A 21,587-nucleotide genomic window follows, 5' to 3' on the forward strand; every position below is an offset into this window, starting at 1 on the left:
GTTTTCATATAAACTGAATTAAGGTTAACAAAATTAGCCCTGCAGTCTGAAAACGTCAAGATGTTCGATGGCCGAACGACTTGTTAAACAAGTGATTATAAATAATTCGGTGAGTTCTTTTAGTACCTAAATTACTCACCGAATTACACACTTTTAATATGAGAATCGGTGAGTATTTTAGATTTTCCACTAAAACAAAAAAGCTTGCAATCATTTGATTTGCAAGCTTTTACCTGGTTTTGATACTATTTTCTGTGATCCCGCTGGGATTCGAACCCAGGACCACTACATTAAAAGTGTAATGCTCTACCAGCTGAGCTACGGAATCTACTTTGTTAAAAACGTTGTGCGTTTCCTTTAAAGTGGTGCAAATATAGGGTTATGATGCATTTGTTGCAAATAAAAAATCTTCAAAAGCGTTAGTGTATTGATTTATAGGCGAATTAATTATTTAGCTTCTCTTTTTTAAATAAATTTGATATTTTTAGGGCTTATATTTTAATATCCCCGCATGCGCAGATCACTTCTTACCTTACTTTTTTTGCCGACGCTCCTCATATTATCCTGCCAATCCAATAAAGCTAAAGAAGAGGAACAGGCCAAACACAAACAAGATTCGCTGGCTTCATGCGAAAAGAATATGCCCAGCCGTTTTGGCGCAGTGAAAAATTCTTCGAGTTTTGCCAGCAACAAAGTAAGTCATGAAGGCATGGTTTTAATTCCCGCCGGCGAATTTGCCATGGGTGCATCCGATAAAGAGGGCAGGGATGACGAATACCCTCAGCACAGGATTAAATTACCGTCGTTTTGGATTGATGTTACTGAGGTAACCAATGCCAGTTTCAAAAAATTTGTAGATGCAGCTGGATATAAAACCACGGCAGAGCGCAAACCAGACTGGGAAGAAATGAAAAAACAGCTTCCTCCGGGCACACCAAAACCACCCGATAGCGTTTTTGTGGCGGCATCATTGGTTTTTTATCAGCCTAAAAGTATTACTTCTTTAAATGATGCTTCGCAATGGTGGAGTTGGGTGAAGGGGGCGGATTGGAAACACCCACATGGCCCTAAAAGTGATATCAAGGGAAAAGAAAATTACCCGGTTGTACACATCTCCTGGGATGATGCCATGGCCTATTGCAAATGGTCGGGCAAACGCCTGCCTACTGAAGCCGAGTGGGAATATGCAGCAAGAGGTGCTTTAAAAGATCAAAAATACCCATGGGGAAATGAAGATATAGAAAAAGGCAAGGCAAAAGCCAATACCTGGCAGGGCAGTTTCCCCATTAAAAATAACGACTGGGATGGCTATAATGGTTTGGCTGCCGTAAAACAGTTTAAAGCAAACGGCTACGGACTTTACGATATGGCGGGCAATGTTTGGGAGTGGTGCAGCGATTGGTATCGTCCTGATTATTATGGTACGCTTTCGGGCTTAACCAGCAATCCACAAGGCCCTTCCGACAGTTATGATCCAATGGAACCCACAGTACCCAAAAAAGTGGTTAGGGGAGGTTCTTTTATGTGTAATGCCTCTTATTGTAAAGGATACCGTGTAACATCAAGGATGAAAACTTCCGAAGATACTGGTCTTGAACATACCGGTTTTAGGTGTGTGAGCACCAATTAAATATTTTTTTGTGTTAAAGGTAAAATCACGCAAACGTTTGACTCCTATATTATTAAATTTTATTGTTTAGTTTGGTCGCCACAACTAAAACCGAACCAAATTTTATGCAACCAACTACAGCATCAGGTCGAACTCAGGGACCTAAACCATTGATTATCATTTGTGCCTTATTCTTTATTTTTGGCTTTGTAACCTGGGCAAACGGTACATTAATCCCTTTCTTCAAATTGTCTTTTGGGCTATCCAATTTGCAGGCCTTCTTTGTAACCTTTGCATCGTATATGGCCTACTTCTTTTTGGCTTTGCCATCATCATGGATCCTTAAAAAAGTTGGCTTTAAAAACGGCATCGTTTTAGGTCTGGTGATTTTAGGTTTAGGTTCATTGATATTTATACCCGCTGCTCAAACCAGAACTTTTGGTTTGTTCTTAACCGGTATTTTTGTTCAGGGCGCTGCATTGGCACTACTTCAAACCGCTTCAAATCCTTATTTGACTATTATAGGTCCGATAGAGAGTGCCGCAAAGCGTATCAGTATAGCAGGTATCTGTAATAAATTTGCCGGAATGATTGTGCCATTAATTATGGGCAGTCTATTTTTGAAAAACGCATCTGAGGTTGAAAAACAGATTAAAGCCGCTACAGGCGCTGTACACGAGCAATTATTGAACAACGTTTTAGGCCGTGTAAATATGCCTTACATTGTTTTGGCCATCGTTTTCTGTCTTTTTGCTGTTTTTATCAAATTTACCAATCTGCCTGAGGTGGAAGTTGAAGAAGATGTTGTAGACGAAAGCAAAGGTGCTGTTGTAAAACACCAGAGTATATTCCAGTTTCCACATTTATTTTTAGGCGCACTTTGTATTTTTGTGTATGTAGGCGCAGAGGTAATGGCAGGTGACATCATCGGGATTTATGGTCGCGAGTTAGGTATCAGTACCGAAATCAGCGGTAAATTAACCTCTATCACACTTTTTAGTATGTTAATCGGTTATATTATCGGGATCATCACTATTCCAAAATATATCTCCCAACAAAAGGCACTTAGAATCTGTGCCATTTTAGGCATCATCTTTACGATTTTGTCTTTTGCCATTTCTAGCTGGTTTGCGGTAATCTTTGTAGCCTTATTAGGCCTGGCAAATTCATTAATGTGGCCAGCGATTTTCCCGCTTGGGATTAGTCATTTGGGTAAATTCACTAAAATCGGTTCTGCGATTATGGTGATGGGTATTGCAGGTGGCGCGATTATGCCCTTGTTATATGCTTTTTTAAATGAAAAATTACACGTGCACTTCCAGTTGGCCTATCTGTTAACCGTATTGCCTTGTTACCTGTATATCCTGTTTTTTGCCATAAAAGGCCACAAAGCCGGCTTGAATTTAAAATAACCCAAACCAAATAAATTTTATGATTAAGCCCGATCTTGTAGAGATTGGGCTTTCTTTTGTCCTTAATTTTCGCTTATTTTGCCCAGCTATAACGAGGCTGAATCTCGATAATCGATACTCAAATCTTGATAATCGATACTCAAATCTTAATACTCACATACTAATAACCCACAATGAACAAAGCTATTTTTCTCGACCGCGATGGTGTACTGAATCACGAAATATACGATTACATCTGCCGTGTTGAAGATTTTGAAATATTAGAATACCAGATCCCCGTATTAAAAAAACTATTCGACGAAGGTTATTTGCTGATCGTAATTACCAACCAGGGTGGAATTGCCTTAAAGCGTTATACGGAAGAACAACTGGCCACCATGCACCAAATGCTGAAAAATGCTTTTGTAGCCCAGGGAGCAGATATTAAAGCTTTTTATCATTGTCCGCACCATCCAACTGTTGGCGGCGAATGCAAATGCAGAAAACCAGCTTCAGGAATGCTCCTGGATGCCATTGAATTATACGATATTGACCCAACGCAATCTGTGATGATCGGCGATAAACCAAGAGACGTAGAAGCCGCAAAAGGGGCAGGAGTGAAGGGAATCTTGATCGAGCCGGATGAACAGATCACTTATGTGCAGGTTAAGGAAGTGCTGCAAAGAGCATCTTTAGTTTAGTTTGGAGTTCGGCGTTGGGCGTTTGGAGTCACCCAGATGCCGATGTAAAACTATCTTTGCAAAATAGACCTGATTGAAATGGCATTCCGGTTTTCCACAAATTTATCTTGATCAAAAAATTACCGGAATATAATGGAAAGCAGGGCTGCCGGAAGCGATTAGCACTGGTTTTGCGCTCCAAAAATAAAAGATGTAAAAGGGAAGATGTAGCTTGCAATCCGCCTATTTTCCATTTCACAGCATGCATCATATTGATTTGGGCGTTTTAACACGCTGTCCACTGTATCTTTTTAGCTGTCCTTCGACTACGCTCAGGATGACAGCTAAAAAGGATGCCGTTTCCATCGTTAACGCAAAATAACATGATAACTTACGAAGTTTAGAAAGGGAAGGAGCGGATGAAGAACTTCGTAAGTCAATAGCCTACCTTTCTAAACTTACGAAATCCTTCCACGCGCTTGTCCCTTAAGATTTCGTAAGATGCCCCAGCCACCTAGCCCTGATTGAAATGGCATTCCGGTTTTCCACAAATTTATCTTGATCAAAAAATTACCGGAATATAATGGAAAGCAGGACCGCCGGAAGCGATTAGCACTGGTTCTGCGCTCCAAAATAAAAGATGGAAAATGGAAAAGGGAAGATGGATGATGTAGCTTGCAATTTGCCCATTTTTCATCATACCGCTCACATCTTCCCTCAAACAAAAAAATCCTAAGTCTTAAACCGGAAACCCGACTCAAGACTTAGGACTAAAGACTTTCGACTTTTAAAAAAACTTATTTACCCGCTGCTTTAGCGTGGTCAGCTAAAAATGTAGCTAAACCGCTATCGGTTAATGGGTGTTTTAACAAACCAACAATAGCAGCCAAAGGCGCAGTAATTACATCAGCACCTAATTTAGCACAGTTTACAATGTGCAATGGTCCGCGGATTGATGCTGCTAAAATCTGGGTTTCGTAACCGTAGTTATCAAAAATAGTTCTGATATCTTCGATTAAAACCAAACCATCGCTCGAAATATCGTCTAAACGACCTAAAAACGGAGAAACATAAGTAGCTCCAGCTTTAGCGGCCAATAAAGCTTGTCCGGCAGAGAAAATTAAAGTACAGTTGGTTTTGATTCCTTTTGACGAGAAATATTTAATGGCTTTAACACCATCCTTAATCATCGGAACTTTAACTACGATTTTCGGGTTTAAAGCGGCTAGAGCTTCACCTTCTTTAACAATCTCATCGAAAGTAGTGGCAATAACTTCAGCACTTACGTTATCATCAACGATATCGCAAATGGCTTTATAGTGATTGATTACATTTTCCTGGCCGGTAATACCTTCTTTAGCCATTAAGCTAGGGTTGGTGGTTACGCCATCTAAAACGCCAAGATCTTGCGCCTCTTTGATTTGATCAAGATTTGCTGTGTCAATAAAAAATTTCATGTTTATAAATTCTAAAATGATTACTAGGTTCTGCTGTTAGAACCCCTGAAGAATTTAATATCCCCCCTTCAGGGGGTTAGGGGGTAAAAAAAAAGGGCAAGCACCTTCTATCGCACCGCTACAACCTTCTACCCTTGCTGTGTTCCCACCCTGGGGGAGTTCAAAGGGAGCTGGTCGTAAAAGACTTGCCCGGCCACAAAGGTAGAAAAAGAAGTTGTTTCCCGAAATGCATTTTTCTATTTTTTTTACCAATTAAGCTATCTTACTGATTAGTAAATTAATAAAATTTAAATGTGTATTTTTAAAATGGAAAGAAAATGAAGCCATAACAGGTTTTAAGTTATACGTATTTATATGCAAATATGTCATTCATAAGTAAATCAATGTATAAAACGTTTTATGTCGGGTTTTCGGCGAAAAACCAAGTTTATTGTATAATCTTATCATTATAAAAATGATAATAATTAACATATAATATTATCATTATTTTAATTTTAAAGCTTTAAATTACTTAAGGACTAAAATTATTCTAAAAAACATGTCAACTCTGTAATTTAAAGATTGTTTTTCGTATCTTAGTGTTTCCTATACACTAACAACTAACGAGCAAAGAATGGAACCAAACAGTGGATTGTACGATGCGCAATTTGAACACGATGCCTGCGGTATTGGGTTCGTTGCACATGTGAAAGGGCGAAAATCGCATCAAATCATCTCCGATGCACTTACTATTTTAGAGAATCTAGATCATAGAGGGGCATGTGGAGCAGAACCGAATACCGGCGATGGGGCAGGTATTATGATTCAGATTCCTCATGAATTTTTTTATGACGAATGTTTAAAAGCTGGCTTTAGCCTACCTGAAACCAATAATTATGGTGTAGGGATGTTATTTATGCCAAAGGATATCAGATCCAGAGAAGAGTGCAGAGAATTGATTTACCGTGCCGCCGAAAAACTTGGCCTTGAAATTTTAGGTTTTAGAAAGGTAGATGTGGATACCACAGATATCGGCAATATGGCACTTTCGGTTGAGCCTGAAATTGAGCAGGTATTTATTGCCCGCCCTTATGCGGTAGCACCAGGTGCAGATTTCGAACGCAAACTTTATATTTTTAAAAATTACTTGATTAAACTGATCGTAAACACTGTTCACGGTGGTAAAGATTTTTATATTGTTTCGCTTTCTGCGCAAACCATTATATATAAAGGTCAGCTTACCTCACTACAGGTACGCACCTATTTTACCGATCTTACCGATAAGCGCATGGTTTCTGCTTTAGGTTTGGTTCACTCTCGTTTTGCTACAAATACTTTCCCGTCGTGGAGATTGGCACAACCGTTCCGCTTTATTGCGCACAATGGTGAGATCAATACCTTACAGGGAAATTTAAACTGGTTCAGAGCCGGTGTTAAATCTTTTGCTTCGGCATATTTTACACCAGAAGAACTGGATATGTTATTGCCGGTTATCGACGAAACCAATTCAGATTCAGGCTGTCTGGATAACGTGATTGAATTGTTGCTTCATGCCGGAAGAACTTTACCTCATGTATTGATGATGTTGGTTCCGGAAGCATGGGATGGTAACGAAGATATGGACCCTGTTAAAAGGGCTTTCTACGAATTCCACGCTACTTTAATGGAGCCATGGGACGGGCCTGCAGCGATCGCATTTACCGATGGTAAATTAATCGGCGCCACTTTAGACCGTAACGGTCTTCGTCCTTCACGCTACGCCATTACTTCTGATGACCGTGTAATTATGGGTTCTGAGGCTGGTGCATTGGCGATTGACCAAAGTACAGTGATCGAGAAAGGCCGTTTAACGCCAGGCAAAATGTTCGTTGTGGATATGGAGCAGGGCCGGATTATCAGCGACAACGAAATTAAACAACAGGTTTGTGGCAAAAGCCCGTATGCCGATTGGATTAATCAATATCAGATCCGTTTAGAAGAATTACCTGAGCCACGTGTAATGTTTACCGGCTTATCTTCTGAATCGATTTTTAAATACCAACAGGTTTTTGGTTACAGCAGGGAAGATGTAGATCTTTTGCTTAAACCAATGGCCATCGAAGCCAAAGAACCAATCGGTTCGATGGGTACCGATACCCCTCTAGCTATTTTATCAAAACGCCCTCAGCATTTATCTTCTTATTTCAAACAGTTATTTGCACAGGTAACCAATCCACCGATCGATCCGATCCGTGAGAAAGTGGTGATGAGTTTGGCCAGTTTTATGGGCAGTAACGGAAATCTTTTAGAAGAAAACCCCCTACAATCGCACTGCGTAGCCATTAAACATCCGATTTTAACCAATCAGGAATTAGAAAAATTAAGAAGTATTGATACTGGTGTTTTCCAGGCAAAAACTTTACAGACCTATTTCAGGGCTGATGGCAAACCAGGCGCCATGGCAAAAGCTTTAGACCGTTTGTGCCGTTACGCGGTTGATGCTGTTGAAGATGGTTTCCAGGTAATTGTATTAACCGATAGGGCTATCGATTCGGAACATGCTGCTATGCCATCTTTATTAGCAGTTTCAGCGGTACACCATCACCTGATCCGCAAAGGATACCGTGGCGCAGTGGGTATTGTGATTGAGGCTGGTGATATCTGGGAGGTACACCATTTTGCTACTTTGTTGGGTTTCGGTGTTACTGCAATTAACCCTTATCTGGCTTTAGAAACCATTAACGAGTTTAAAGAAGAGTCGGGTTTATCAGTTGAGCAATTAACTAAAAACTATATCTACGCAGTAAACAGCGGATTACTTAAAATTTTCTCTAAAATGGGAATTTCTACCTTGCAATCTTACCAGGGTGCCCAGATTTTCGAAATTTTAGGATTGAACAAACAAGTAGTGAATACCTATTTTACAGGTGCAGTTTCGCGTATCGGTGGATTAGGATTGGATGAAATTGCAAAAGAAACCTTAATTAAACATCACCGCAGTTTTGGTCCGTTAACAGAAACAGAAAACTTATTGCCTGCAGGTGGAACTTATAAATTCCGTCGTAAAGGTGAGGCGCATTTGTTTAACCCAACAACCATCCACTTGTTGCAAAACGCAACCCGTAAAAACGATTACAATATTTTCAAACAATACTCTAAGCTAGTTAATGAGCAAACACAACAGGCTTATACCATCCGTGGATTGTTCGAATTTAACTATAGCCGCCCGTCGGTGCCTTTAAATGAGGTAGAGTCTACCGAAGCGATTTTGAAAAGATTTGCAACAGGTGCAATGTCTTTCGGTTCGATTTCACATGAAGCACACTCTACTTTAGCCATTGCAATGAACCGTATCGGTGGAAAAAGCAATACCGGAGAGGGTGGTGAAGATGAAATGCGTTATACTAAATTGCCAAATGGCGATAGTATGCGTTCGGCAATTAAACAAGTAGCTTCTGCACGTTTTGGTGTAACGAGTTACTATTTAACCAATGCTGATGAGTTACAGATTAAAATGGCTCAGGGTGCTAAACCTGGAGAGGGTGGACAATTGCCAGGGCACAAGGTGGACGACTGGATTGCAAAAGTTCGTCACTCTACACCAGGTGTTGGTTTAATTTCTCCGCCACCTCACCACGATATTTATTCGATCGAAGATTTGGCACAGCTGATTTTCGATTTGAAAAATGCTAACCGTGCCGCCAGGATCAATGTGAAACTGGTTTCGAAAGCTGGTGTAGGAACAATCGCAGCGGGTGTTGCAAAAGCGCATGCCGACGTAATTTTGGTATCTGGTTTTGATGGTGGAACAGGAGCTTCCCCTTTAACTTCTATTCAACACGCAGGTTTGCCTTGGGAACTTGGATTAGCAGAAGCGCACCAAACCTTGGTTAAGAATAAATTACGTAACCGTATTGTATTACAAACAGATGGTCAGCTTAAAACTGGTAGAGATATCGCTATTGCTGCATTATTGGGTGCTGAAGAATGGGGTGTTGCAACAGCGGCACTTGTAACTTCAGGCTGTATCATGATGCGCAAATGCCATTTAAATACTTGTCCGGTTGGTGTGGCTACGCAAGATCCTGAATTAAGAAAATTATTTACAGGTGATGCTGATCACGTAGTAAACTTATTTTATTTCCTTGCCGAAGAGTTACGTGAGATTATGGCAGAATTAGGTTTTAGAACTATCCACGAAATGATCGGTCAGGCAGATATTTTAAAAGCTCGTGAATTACCTGCTGAAGACTGGAAATTGAAACACCTTGATTTATCGGCAATTTTATATAAAGCGGAAGACAATGGATTGCCATTATTTAATACTGAAGGTCAGGACCATGGTTTAACCAATGTGTTAGATCATAAATTAATTGCTGCAGCACAACCTGCTATCGACAATAACGAACCCGTTTTTGCGAGTTTCGATGTGAAGAATACCGATCGTGCCCTGGGTACCATGTTATCAAATGAAATTTCAAAAGTTCATTTGGGCGCAGGTTTACCTCCGGATACCATCAACTTTAAATTTGTAGGTTCTGCCGGACAAAGTTTCGGCGCATTCAACACACGTGGAGTAACTTTATCTCTGGAAGGTGAAGCAAATGATTACGTGGGTAAAGGATTATCGGGCGCCAGATTGGCCATTTATCCATTCTCAAATTCTACTTTTATCCCAGAACAAAATATCATCATCGGTAACGTTGCCCTTTATGGTGCTACTTCTGGTGAGTTGTTTGCCCGCGGTAAAGCAGGCGAGCGTTTCGCAGTGCGTAACTCAGGTGCAACAGCTGTTGTAGAAGGAGTGGGTGATCACGGTTGCGAATACATGACTGGTGGTGAAGTGTTGATTTTAGGCGATACCGGAAGTAATTTTGCCGCTGGTATGAGTGGCGGTGTAGCCTGGATTTATGATGCAAATGGAACTTTTGCCCGTAAGTGCAATAAGGAGATGGTTGATTTAGATCCGTTACAAGCTGAAGATGAAGAGCGTATTTTGGCTTTACTTAAAACACATATTCGCTTAACAGATAGCAGGGTAGCTGAGTTTATCTTAAGTGATTGGAAAACGCAATCTGCTCATTTTGTAAAAGTATTCCCTAAAGAATACAAAGCGGTTTTAAGCAAACGTAATCAACAAGTAAAAACACACTAGGCCATGGGAAAAGTAACAGGATTTCAAGAATACGATAGAGTTGCGCCCACTAGAGAAGAGGCTGCAACACGTGTAAAACATTATGGGGAATTTTTAAACGAATTGCCCACACAAGAATTAAATAACCAAGCTGCCCGTTGTATGGATTGCGGCGTTCCTTTCTGTCAGTCAGGTTGCCCTTTGGGTAACGTTATTCCAGAATTTAACGATGCCGTATATCAGGGCAAATGGGAGATGGCTGCAAATATTTTATTAAGCACCAACAATTTCCCTGAATTTACAGGTAGGATTTGTCCGGCACCATGCGAATCTGCATGTGTATTAGGCATTAACCGTCCACCGGTTTCTATAGAGGAAATTGAAAAACACATCATCGAAATTGCTTTTGAGAAAGGTTTTATCAAAGCAAAAGCACCATTAATCAGAACGGGTAAAAAAGTTGCTGTTATTGGTTCAGGTCCTGCGGGCTTAGCTGCTGCTGCTCAGCTAAATAAGGTTGGACATGAAGTTACTGTTTTCGAACGTGACGATGCTCCGGGTGGTTTATTGAGATACGGTATTCCTGATTTTAAACTTCAGAAGAATGTAATAGATCGCCGTATCGATTTAATGAAAGAAGAAGGTATTATTTTCAGATGTAATGCTAACGTTGGCGAAAATGTTGAGATAGGTACTTTACTCAGAGATTTCAATGCTGTGGTATTGGCTGGGGGTTCAACTATTCCACGCGATCTGCCAATTGATGGCCGCTCGGCTAAAGGTGTTCACTTTGCAATGGACTTTTTGAAACAGCAAAATAAACGCGTAGCAAACAGAACTTTCGAGGTAGAAGACATTATGGCTACAGGTAAAAATGTAATCGTAATCGGAGGTGGTGATACCGGATCTGATTGTATCGGTACTTCAAACCGTCATGGAGCAAAATCTGTTATGCAATTCGAGATTATGCCAATGCCGCCACAGGCACGTAACGAACACATGCCTTGGCCAAATTACCCAATGTTGCTAAAAAATACTTCTTCTCACGAGGAAGGTGCACAAAGGGCCTGGTCGGTAAATACCAAAAACTTCATTGCTGACGAAAAAGGAAACCTTAAAGCATTAAAAGTGGTAGATGTAGAATGGGAAATTGATGCAAACGGTCGCCCGGTTACTTTTAAAGAAGTGGCAGGCACCGAAAGAGATCTCCCTTGCGAACTGGTGCTTTTGGCGATGGGTTTCTTACACCCCCAAAAAGAAGGCTTAATTGAAAAGTTAGGTGTGGAGTTGGATAACCGTGGTAATGTAAAGGCATCTGAACACACTTACCAAACCAATATTGCAAAGATTTTTGCTGCAGGTGATGTTCGCCGCGGACAATCATTGGTAGTTTGGGCCATTTCAGAAGGTAGAGAAGCTGCCCGCAAGGTAGACGAATACTTAATGGGAACAACCAAATTGGCATCTAAAGATGCTGTTGCATATGCTTAATTAAAGTTTAAATTATATATTTTTAAGGTCGTGGTGCAAACCACGACCTTTTTTGTTTTAGATAGTTGTCGTAACTGCCACGCCTGCCTAGCCATTCAGGCAGGGAAACATGGAGATCACGGAATGTAATTTGTCATCCTGAACGCAGTGAAGGATCTATGCTGAAAAAACATTATTTAAACCCCAGATGTACCGGAGCTTAAATAAAAACAGGACTAAATACGCTAAGGAGCCGTGCAATTACTACCGATCAAAGGTGTATAAGTGGCATTCGATAGGGTAGTATGAAATTTAAAATAACATCCACTGTTGTAATATACGCCTTCCATATAGCCACTATTATAATTGTTGGCATGCTCTAAATCTATGGCCAGTATTTTATTCTGGTACAGCAAAGTGATCTGATTATTAAGTATCGTATGACCAATGTAAGTACGCTCTGCTCCAAATTTGGTGAGTATTCCGTCTACTTCAGCTTGTGTAAGTGCTTGTTGCGCCATCCCTCTATACCAATAGAGACCAACTGAACCACTTGTAGCCGTTTTACAATTCTGCGTGGTACAGGTTTTATTGATCACATTGCCTACATATACATTTAAATCGGTTACGGTTTTGGGTAGTGCAGCCACATCAGGACTAATGCCGGCATGCAAAAATAAAGTATTGCCCGATTTTTCCAGAATATTCTTGCTTCTTAACCATTTACCCAACTCAGTGTCAGCATCGTATAGTGCCGAATAGGCTTCCCCAATAGTTTGCGCATTGGTCATGTATTTTGCATTTACATAACGATAATCGCCTATCAGATTCATGATATCATGATTGCCCAGAATAAAATGTACTTTGCCACCAGCATTGGCAGCTTCCTGTTCCAGTTTATAAATCAGCCAGAGGCATTGGGTTACATACGGACCTCTATCAAAAACATCACCCATAATATAAAGGTGACCTGTGCCATATTTCCACTGATAATTATTATCCATAATGTTGGCTTTTTTGAGCATCAGAATAAATGCATCAATACTGCCTTCGATATCGGAAGTCGCAAAATATTTGCTCGATAAAGTAGCTGATTCTGATGGCTCGCGACTGATCAACTGTGGCTTCAGATTTACTGCAAACGAACCGCCTCCTGGTAGCTCTACGGTAAGATTTACCTGATCGCGACTAGAATACGTTTGGGTAACATAACCGTTGTCTCTGCTGATCGATTTTACAACATACTGGTTGTTTCTGTAAAATACATATGGACCATCAGGATCTGACGCTACAGCATTTTTGATAGTCAAATCGAAAGAGACATCACTACTGCTTGTATTCTGATTATGTACTTCTACCGCAATTACATTATCTCCGGTTATAAAACGTGATTTAGCTACCTTATAATTAAAAAAGCTATTTTCCTGAGCGGTTGGTATAAACGTACTGGTTCCAGTGGTATGCGTAATGGCCCCACTCTGAGGCAATAGGGATGTTCGCAATACTTCAGTTCCGTTGATATATACCACGGCTCCATCATCATGTATCATCGACAGGATAACAGAATCAGGCAGGGCATTTACGTCGGCAATATTTACATGCTTTCTAAAATAGTATGTCACAAATCCCGACTGTAATACTGTAGCTTCATCACCATCGCCAAAACCAAACTGGCCTGAACCCGTTTTCCAGCTTGCATCGTTAAAACTAGAAAAGCGCCAGTTTATTCCTTGGTCAGACCCATTATCCAGGTATTTCCAGCTGGATTTTTCGTCTACAATAGATCCCTCCAGCGTTACCGCTTGCACAACAGATTCTTGTTTCAGTTCATTTTGTGAACCTGGGTTTAAACTCATTTTTTGGCAACTCATCGAAACAGCCGTCGCCACAATGCAATAGGCAAGTAGAAATTGTTTTTTCATTTTTGTTTTTCTTAGGTTAGAAATAGGTAATAGCCCTGTAGGTAGGGGGCTTGTCTTACTAATTTAGAGATTAGCAATTGACTATTAACCAGTAACTATATTTCACTACTTAATTAGTCAATTTCGTATGATTATTGGTTAATTTTTTACCAGAGGAGTATAGAGATCAGGGGTATTTTGATAAAAATGTTTGTGAAAAGATTCTTCGACTTCGCGCAGAATGACAAACTAAAAATAGATTCCGTGCGTTCTGTGGCAAAAATTTAAACTTAAAATAACTTCAGCTGTTCATCTCTGGGTGGTTTTTCTTTCCCAAAAACAGTTCTCCCACCATATTTCCAACTTTCAGCACGCTCTTTTTGGATTACCTTTTCAAAATCCATATTTGGGATAAAGTCTTTCTCCGCGTTGCGGGCAATTTGATGCAATGATTTTATGGCTTGTTGCTTATCCGAATTTCCAATCTTCGCCTTTTCAATGCCCTTTTGTAAAACACTTATGGTTTCGTCGAAAACATTTACTGGAACAGGGAAGGGGTGACCATCCTTGCCGCCATGCGCAAAAGAATAACGTGCCGGATCCGTAAATCGCGAGGGTGTACCATAAATGACTTCGCTTACCAAAGCCATCGATTGTAGGGTTCTTGGCCCCATGCCTTCGAGTAATAATAATTCCTCAAAATCACCTGGTCTCTTCTCTTGAGCAAGCCATAAAATACTGCCCAGGCGTTTTAGATCTACATCTTTCGATTTTACATCATGATGATTGGGCATCACCAGTTTTTGTATTTCAGTTAGCATCCTGGTTGGCGATTCGGCAGTAATGTTCATCATGCTTTGTCTGGTCTTATCAGCCTCATTTGAAGTAAGGTTTAATATTTGACCTTGATTGATGCCACAAATGCCTGTATGCGGTTCTTCAACAAAGGATTTCAAGTTTTCAGAGTGCCAATGGTATCTCCTTGCGGTCGAACTGCTATCGCTCATGCCTTGTTGTACCACCGCCCAATCGCCGTCGCTGCTTAAAATAAAACTATGAAGATATAATTGAAAGCCATCCTGAATGGCCGTATTGTCGACCTTTGCACTCAGTTTACTGGCGCGTACCAATTCGGTGCCATTTAAACCTGTCTTATCGGCTATCTTTAAAAGTTCATTTGGCGTTTCCCTGCTGTGTTTTCCCTTTCCGCCACAAATATAAATGCCCAATTCTTTTGATAAGGGATTGATTGATTTCTTCAAAGCCCCCATCACCGAAGTGGTAATACCAGAAGAATGCCAATCCATGCCCATCACTGCACCCAAACTTTGAAACCAAAACGGACTACTTAAGCGGCGTATCACCTCTGCTTTGCCATATTCCAATAATATCGCTTCGGTTATTGCCAGGCCAAGGGTAGCCATACGCTGCGCCAGCCAAGGTGGTACATGGCCATAATGTAAGGGTAAATCTGCGCTTCCTGATCTTTTCAATACTAACAAATTTAGTAAAATATACTTAATTCAATACTTTTTATTTGCAGATTGATCAGATAGTCATCGAATGCAATGATGAATCTTTAGCGCATTAACCAGATTGTTGACATCATTTAGCTATTAATTATTAAGGGCCCTTCGACTACGCTCAGGGCGACAACCAGGATCAGCTTCAATGAATAAAACGATTCTTGTTATTTTTTGTTATTTTGAGAAAATATCACCGACGAAGCCTCTTTTTTATACATGCGAAAACTCTTACAACGTTTATTTGGCGCCTGGATTATTCGCATGTCGAATAAGTTTGGTTCGAGACCAGATCAAAAACGCATTCACGACGCTTTAAGCACTCTGTATAAAACCATCAATGAGGAGCCAGGAAAACGGGGACCTATTTTTGAAATCACCGATACAGATAAATTTATCATTTTATCCGATCAGCATAAAGGTGCACGTGATTATGCTGACGATTTTTCACTCGCAGAAAAAAACTACCTCAAAGCCCTCGAACACTACCATCAACACGATTTCCATTATATCAACTTAGGTGATAGCGAAGAACTTTGGGAGAATTTGATGGAATCGGTAATCAAACACAATAAAGCTACCTTCGAAGCAGAAAAAGCCTTTATTACAAGAGACCGTTTTACCAAAATATTTGGCAATCATGATCTGTATTGGGACAACGATCCTTTATCTAGCTTTAATCTGAATAGAATTTATGGCAAGAAAATCCGGATTTATGAAGGAACGATACTCAGGATGTTTATTGGAGAAAGCCCGTTTGATATTTTCCTCACCCACGGACATCAGGGTGATTTGCAAAGTGATGGAAACTGGTTTAGTAAATGGTTTGTGAGTACCATTTGGGCACCTTTACAGGCTTATCTTCAAATTAATCCAAATACGCCCGCATACGATAACCAGTTGAAAACAGCCCATAATACTATGATGTACAGTTGGATTGCGGAGCAACCCAATATGGCTTTAATTACAGGACATACGCACCAGCCTGTTTTCGCATCTTTAACTCACCTCGAAAGGATCTATGTGAAATTAGATAAAGCGAAAAAGGAAAAGAATACTGAAGATCTGATGTTTTTAAATGGGGAACTTCACAAAAGGATAAAAGAAGGAGATAAAGCACCCCGCCTTGGTAAGTATAAACCTGACTATTTTAACAGTGGTTGCTGTTGTTTTAGTGATGGTGATATTACCGGGATCGAGATTGAAAACGGCATGACCCGACTGATAAAATGGTCGTACCATAAAAATAACATTCCCGAAAGAATTTTGCTCGAAGAAATGAAACTAAGCGATCTGGCTGATCAAAACTTATTTAATGGGTAGCGTAATATAAAAGGTTGTCCCCATATCTTTCCCCTCACTTTCAGCCCATAATTTCCCTTTGTGGATATCGATTAAAGCATTAGCGGTGATCAAACCCAAGCCATACGTATTCTCATGGTCCGTAGCAACAGCGCTTAACGGGGCGAATTTTAAGAAAATTTTGTCCATATCTTCTTTGGTTAAACCTACGCCATTATCCTGTATGGCAATGGTGATTTCGTTTTCGGCCCTTTGATGTGTTATTTTAATTTCCTTCCCTTTAGGCGAAAACTTAACCGCATTATCAATTAATTGGCTAAAAACGATCTTGAGTTTATCTCCATCTCCAAAAATTTCAGATGGACTATCGATATCGATTAGAACAGATTGATTTTTATCCATCAGCTTAAAATCCAGGTCAAGTGCTGCCGCTCTAATCAATTCATTTAAATCAACTTTAGTTTTTTTAGGTTTAAAGGAGTGGCTTTCTTTCCGTGCATTACTTAAAATATCATTTAAATGATCAATCATTCTTTTCGATTGCCCATTGATCTTTCCAGCAATTAACGACACTTTTTCATCGATCCCCGGAATACGGCCTAAAAGTTCCGATTGTAACGAAATGGTGGTCATGGGGTTTTTAAGATCATGAACCAATACATGTAATCGGTCATCATAAGCCCTAAAGGTTCTCCTTATCGCTATCCTCGCTTCCAGTTTTTCTGTTACCATATCAGCCAATAATTTCAACATACCCAACTGCTGTTCGGTAGATACTTTCTTCTGGTAATCTGCGGCGTAAATCAAACCTAAAACATAGCCTTCAGGTGATTTTATAGAAACGGAGGTAAAAAAAGGAAGTACATCATCCTTTTGTGGTAGCTCAACCGCTGATCCCATCTGAGCTTTCCAAAAAAACTGCTCTTCCGCCTGAAAACAAATACCCGCATTCGGAACATCAAATATTTCAGCAGCCAACATTGCAATTAGATCAAAAGCACTTTCGCTAGGAGTATCTAAAATTTCATAATATACCAGCTTTGCTAAGCCAAAGGTTTCGTTTGTATGAGTACTATTTTCTGCTTTTTCGATCTGCATTTAAGGATTGATTAATATTTGGGATGACGAATTAAAGGTAAAGATTATGATCAATACTATAAATAATATAAACAATTAAGTCGTAAATTCCGTTAATATATAATTGCATAATATAGAAGATAAAGCGTTAAATTACCAGCAAAACAGCGTAAAAAATGAGATTATACATAGAACGTAAACCTGTTAAGGTTAACCCGGATACGAAAAGAGTGATTGCCCGTTTTTTTTTTAACGGAGAGGAAAGAGCATTAGAGGTAATTAGGAAGGTATTAGAGTTCTCTGACGAGAAAGTGTTTTCACTGATCTCGCCAATTTTGCAGGAATATTCTAAAAGACACCGAAACATTACCAAAATTTTAACGCGCCACTGTAAGAAACTTAAAAAACAATTTATTACGCTGGGTACCGAACTTGAGGATGTAGATGAATATACTAGGTTATTAATTGGTGCTTATTTTACTCACGAATATTCCATTGAATCGGCTGCTTTTTTTAATCCAAGTATTGTCGACGATCCCGATCAGACCGATCTTGTAGAAGGTGAGAAACGGGTCATCATCAGTTTCAGGGCAGTTGGTGAAGGCCACATTTCATCTATTGTTTTCCGCCGGGCTTTGATCGATAAAAACAACAACATCCAGGTTTTACCTGTAGGGAATTATGTTGATGAGGCTGAGGTGGTTAAAAATGCCATTTATGTTAAAAAACTGTTCTTAAAAAAAGCAGCTTATGCGCAGATTGATCCTTCGGTATTGGAAGAAATTGAATCAAAACTGGATGATAAATTTGAGTATACCAGTTTAAGCAATATCATTAAAGACTCGAAAAGCCTGCATAAAGAAAATCCGGCACGTTTGATTGAATACGACAAGGTATTGTGGTTATCAGATACTTACCATACCATCAGTTTTTCTAAAGATACCGATATTTCCGACCGCGTAATTTTCCCGATTTCAGAATTCGAACGTAAGGGCATTGAAGATGCCCGTTTTGTGAAATTTATTAAGGACGATGGCAAAGTATTGTATTATGCTACTTACACTGCATTTGATGGTTCATTGATTATTCCAAAATTGGTACAAACCGACGATTTTTACGAGTTTAAAGTGATTCCTCTCTATGGCGATGGTGCACAGAATAAAAACCTGGCCTTGTTCCCCCGGAAAATTAAAGGCAAATACGTGATGATGAGCAGGATAGATGGCTGGAACAATTACCTGATGTTTTCTGATAAAGTAAACGTTTGGGAAAATCCGATCCTTTTAAAACAGCCCCGCTACGATTGGGAACTGGTACAGATTGGCAATTGTGGTTCGCCTATTGAAACCGATAAGGGCTGGATTGTAATTACACATGGGGTAGGACCAATGCGAAGATACTGTATAGGCGTGAGCTTATTGGATCTTGATGATCCTAGTATCGAAATTGGCCATTTAAAAGAACCGCTCATCATTCCCAACAACGACGAACGCGAAGGTTACGTACCCAATGTGGTTTACTCATGCGGATCCATTATCAGCAATGGCGAATTAATTATTCCTTATGGATTATCCGATTATAGTTCTTCTTTTGCCACGGTAAATCTGGAATTATTATTGAATAAGTTATTGGAGAATGATTAAACAATCCGTCATGCTAAACGGGTTCAGCATCTGTCATGAAAGGGCTAAGGAGATCCTGAAATTTAATTAAAACGCATAAAAAAGGCTGGTTCATTTCTAAACCAGCCTTTAATATTTCCGAGACATTTATAATTAAGTACACTTATCCGCCTCCACTAAGGGGGAAGACAAGGTTTCATATTCCGCTTCTGCCGCCTTAAGAATGGCCAGGTGAGAAATAAAATAGGCCAACGTACTTTCAGCCCCCTGGTTTCTGTTTACACTGTTAAACTGCAATCCATCTGCACAACCATGCGTTTCAAAATCGTACAAAGGAATGTGCAGGCTATTTTTACCCAGAAACCATTCGTAACTGATATGCATTAAATTCAGGTATTGGTCATCTCTGGTAATCTCGAAGAATTTTGCATACAATAAAACCATGGCCATTGTTTCTAAAGCTTGCTGGTCGTAAATGGGATTTTTACCATGTTTTTTCATCCATCCGGCATTTCCAACCGGGTTTAAATATCCATTCTCGAAAGAGAAACTATTTAGAAAAGCGATGCTTTCCATCGCAATTTTATAAGAGGTGGCATTTCCGGTCACTTCGTAATGATGCAGCAAGGCCAGTGGCAATATGGCATTATCGTAAGTTAAAATATCTTCGAACCAGTGCCATTCTCCATCTTTATTTTCTTTATAAGCAGCTATTAATGAATCGGCAAGTGCATTAATCTCTTTAACAATAAATTCCTCTCCCGGATGCGCGCACAAATAATAAGATAATCCGATAATGGTATTTGCTTTTCCACGCAAATATTTCAATTCTTTAAAATGGGGAATAGAGTGTGAAAATAATTCCCGGCCAAACTCACGGTATGAGTTATTTGGTGCGGCGCAAATTAAATAACCCAACGACCAGATGGTGCGTCCAAAAGAATCTTCAGAACCAACCTCATCCAGATAATTGCGGTTAAAGCTTAAGAAATTTCTAAAATTCCCGTCATCTGTTTGCATATACTGAATAAAACTGAGGTAAACCGGCATAAACTTTAATGCCACAGGGTTTTTATCCTGCTCAGTAGCCATCAATGCCATAATTAGCGCCCTGGCGTTGTCATCAATACAATAACCTTCTTTGAGATTCGGAATGCCAAAACGCGCATGCTGAATAATGCCCGTATCATCAGTCAGTAATGAAATATGACTTAAATTTAAAGCGGGCATGCCTTCCACATTGATAATGGGAGGGGTAATCCGTTCAGGTTTTTTACCATCAACTACAGCCTCATCCAATACCTTAAGATAAACGCCTCCAATGGCCGGCCAACGGAGTTTTAACCCATATTCGTAGGCATTTTGTCTCAGTTTTTGATATTTATCCTGATCACCCAAAAGATCATTTACAATTGAAGCCAATTGCGCATCGTTTTTGAAGTCGAAAAGTTTACCTCTGTTACCAGCCAGCAACTCTTGTGCATGCCAATATGGAGTAGAAACCACAGCCGCACCTGCACCAATTGCATAAGATAATGTACCACTGGTAATCTGCGCCTCATTTAAATATGGAGTGATGTACAAATAACAAGCTGTTAAATATTGATGAAGCTGTTCTTCTGATACAAATTTATTTACAAAAGCAATGTTGTTTTCTACACCCAGATCTTTAGCTAAGGCTTTCAAACTGTCGCGATATTCTTCCCCATTGTGTTTTACTACTCCAGGGTGCGTATTTCCTAAAATCACATACAATACATCAGGATGCTGCGCCACAATTTTGGGCAATGCTTTAATTACGGTTTCTAAACCTTTGTTACGGCTTATCAAACCAAAGGTAAAAAGTACTTTACGATCTTTAAATAAGTCGCTCTGTGCAATTTCATTATTTGGAATAGGCTCCAGATCCGGAACACCATGTTCAATTAATTTGATTGAAGATTTTGGAATCTGATAAATGCTGGTTAAAAACAGTACTGCTTTTTTGCTCATCACCACAATTTTAGAAGATTTAACAGCAATCTCTTTAATGATAGTTTGTTGCATAAAATTTGGCTCCTTTAAAACCGTATGCAAAATGGTAATGAAAGGTTTTTTTAACCTATTGATTAACGACAACAAAAATACACCACTATTTCCGCCATAGATACCGAACTCATGTTCGATAATACAGCTATCGATATCGCTATTGTTAATAAAATCTGCAGCTTCAATGTAATCCTGTTGGTTTTGTTGGCGGATGATAAACTTTACTTCCTTCGGATAATCATGTTCGTTAACATCGTCTGACTCATTCATGGCCACAACAAAACTTTTTTGTGAATCGTAAGCAGGATTTAAACTTAAAGCATTAACCAAATTCTGATTAAAAGTAGCTAAACCACATTCGCGGGGAGGATAGGTTGAAATATAGGCGATTTTCATATGCAATTCAAATAGGGTTGATACTTAAATAACATAGTA

The 21,587-nt window shown here is 39.7% G+C and carries 12 protein-coding genes, 1 tRNA gene and 1 other RNA gene; 7 read left to right on the forward strand and 7 right to left on the reverse strand.

Going from position 1 to position 21,587, the window contains the following annotated elements:
* Positions 1-255 precede the first annotated feature (255 nt).
* Positions 256-328: transfer RNA gene (locus R2S57_RS02450), tRNA-Lys, on the reverse strand.
* Between the two features lie 183 nt (positions 329-511).
* Between R2S57_RS02450 and R2S57_RS02455 the strand changes: the two genes are divergently transcribed.
* From R2S57_RS02455 to R2S57_RS02465, 3 genes are all read left to right on the forward strand, one after another.
* Entirely contained in the window at positions 512-1,630 is a 1,119-nt protein-coding gene (locus R2S57_RS02455) for a formylglycine-generating enzyme family protein (RefSeq protein ID WP_316843523.1), read from the forward strand.
* Between the two features lie 104 nt (positions 1,631-1,734).
* Positions 1,735-3,021 carry a sugar MFS transporter gene (locus tag R2S57_RS02460; RefSeq protein WP_316843524.1) on the forward strand — a complete coding sequence of 429 codons (1,287 nt, stop codon included), beginning with the start codon at positions 1,735-1,737 and terminating at the stop codon, positions 3,019-3,021.
* Between the two features lie 173 nt (positions 3,022-3,194).
* Positions 3,195-3,701 (forward strand): HAD family hydrolase, encoded by a 507-nt coding sequence (locus tag R2S57_RS02465; protein ID WP_316843525.1) that lies wholly within the window; start codon positions 3,195-3,197, stop codon positions 3,699-3,701.
* Positions 3,702-4,477: 776 nt separating this feature from the next.
* On the opposite strand, the gene fsa is transcribed toward R2S57_RS02465, so the two are convergent.
* Together fsa and ffs are read right to left on the reverse strand one after the other, a co-directional pair.
* A complete protein-coding gene (fsa, locus tag R2S57_RS02470; protein WP_316843526.1) occupies positions 4,478-5,137 on the reverse strand; it encodes a fructose-6-phosphate aldolase in 660 nt (219 codons plus the stop codon).
* A 91-nt stretch (positions 5,138-5,228) separates the two neighbouring features.
* Positions 5,229-5,328, reverse strand: an RNA gene (gene ffs / locus R2S57_RS02475) — signal recognition particle sRNA small type.
* Positions 5,329-5,750: 422 nt separating this feature from the next.
* On the opposite strand from ffs, the gene gltB reads away from it, so the two are divergent.
* Positions 5,751-10,250: a glutamate synthase large subunit gene (gene gltB, locus R2S57_RS02480; RefSeq protein WP_316843527.1), complete on the forward strand. Its 4,500-nt coding sequence runs from the start codon at positions 5,751-5,753 to the stop codon at positions 10,248-10,250.
* A gap of 3 nt (positions 10,251-10,253) precedes the next feature.
* Positions 10,254-11,720: a glutamate synthase subunit beta gene (locus R2S57_RS02485; protein ID WP_316843528.1), complete on the forward strand. Its 1,467-nt coding sequence runs from the start codon at positions 10,254-10,256 to the stop codon at positions 11,718-11,720.
* A gap of 224 nt (positions 11,721-11,944) precedes the next feature.
* Here R2S57_RS02485 and R2S57_RS02490 read toward each other — a convergent pair whose 3' ends face one another.
* Positions 11,945-13,621, reverse strand: coding sequence for a metallophosphoesterase (locus R2S57_RS02490; protein ID WP_316843529.1), 1,677 nt, complete (start codon positions 13,619-13,621; stop codon positions 11,945-11,947).
* A 269-nt stretch (positions 13,622-13,890) separates the two neighbouring features.
* Complete coding sequence (locus tag R2S57_RS02495; RefSeq protein ID WP_316843530.1) at positions 13,891-15,093, reverse strand: DUF763 domain-containing protein; 1,203 nt, start codon at positions 15,091-15,093, stop codon at positions 13,891-13,893.
* Positions 15,094-15,342: 249 nt separating this feature from the next.
* Here R2S57_RS02495 and R2S57_RS02500 point away from each other — a divergent pair, with 249 nt between their 5' ends.
* Complete coding sequence (locus R2S57_RS02500; RefSeq protein WP_316843531.1) at positions 15,343-16,446, forward strand: metallophosphoesterase; 1,104 nt, start codon at positions 15,343-15,345, stop codon at positions 16,444-16,446.
* Here the strand turns inward: R2S57_RS02500 and R2S57_RS02505 are convergent.
* Positions 16,432-17,523: a HAMP domain-containing sensor histidine kinase gene (locus R2S57_RS02505; RefSeq protein WP_316843532.1), complete on the reverse strand. Its 1,092-nt coding sequence runs from the start codon at positions 17,521-17,523 to the stop codon at positions 16,432-16,434. The two genes, R2S57_RS02500 and R2S57_RS02505, sit on opposite strands and share 15 nt — an antisense overlap.
* A gap of 155 nt (positions 17,524-17,678) precedes the next feature.
* Here R2S57_RS02505 and R2S57_RS02510 point away from each other — a divergent pair, with 155 nt between their 5' ends.
* Positions 17,679-19,145: a glycoside hydrolase family 130 protein gene (locus tag R2S57_RS02510; RefSeq protein ID WP_316843533.1), complete on the forward strand. Its 1,467-nt coding sequence runs from the start codon at positions 17,679-17,681 to the stop codon at positions 19,143-19,145.
* Between the two features lie 132 nt (positions 19,146-19,277).
* On the opposite strand, the gene R2S57_RS02515 is transcribed toward R2S57_RS02510, so the two are convergent.
* The gene (locus tag R2S57_RS02515) at positions 19,278-21,548 is read right to left on the reverse strand and encodes a glycosyltransferase (RefSeq protein WP_316843534.1); all 2,271 of its coding nucleotides are present in this window, start codon (positions 21,546-21,548) and stop codon (positions 19,278-19,280) included.
* Between the last annotated feature and the right edge of the window lie 39 nt (positions 21,549-21,587).

Origin of the sequence: Pedobacter psychrodurus, from assembly GCF_032678585.1 — a bacterium.
GTDB lineage: Bacteria > Bacteroidota > Bacteroidia > Sphingobacteriales > Sphingobacteriaceae > Pedobacter > Pedobacter psychrodurus_A.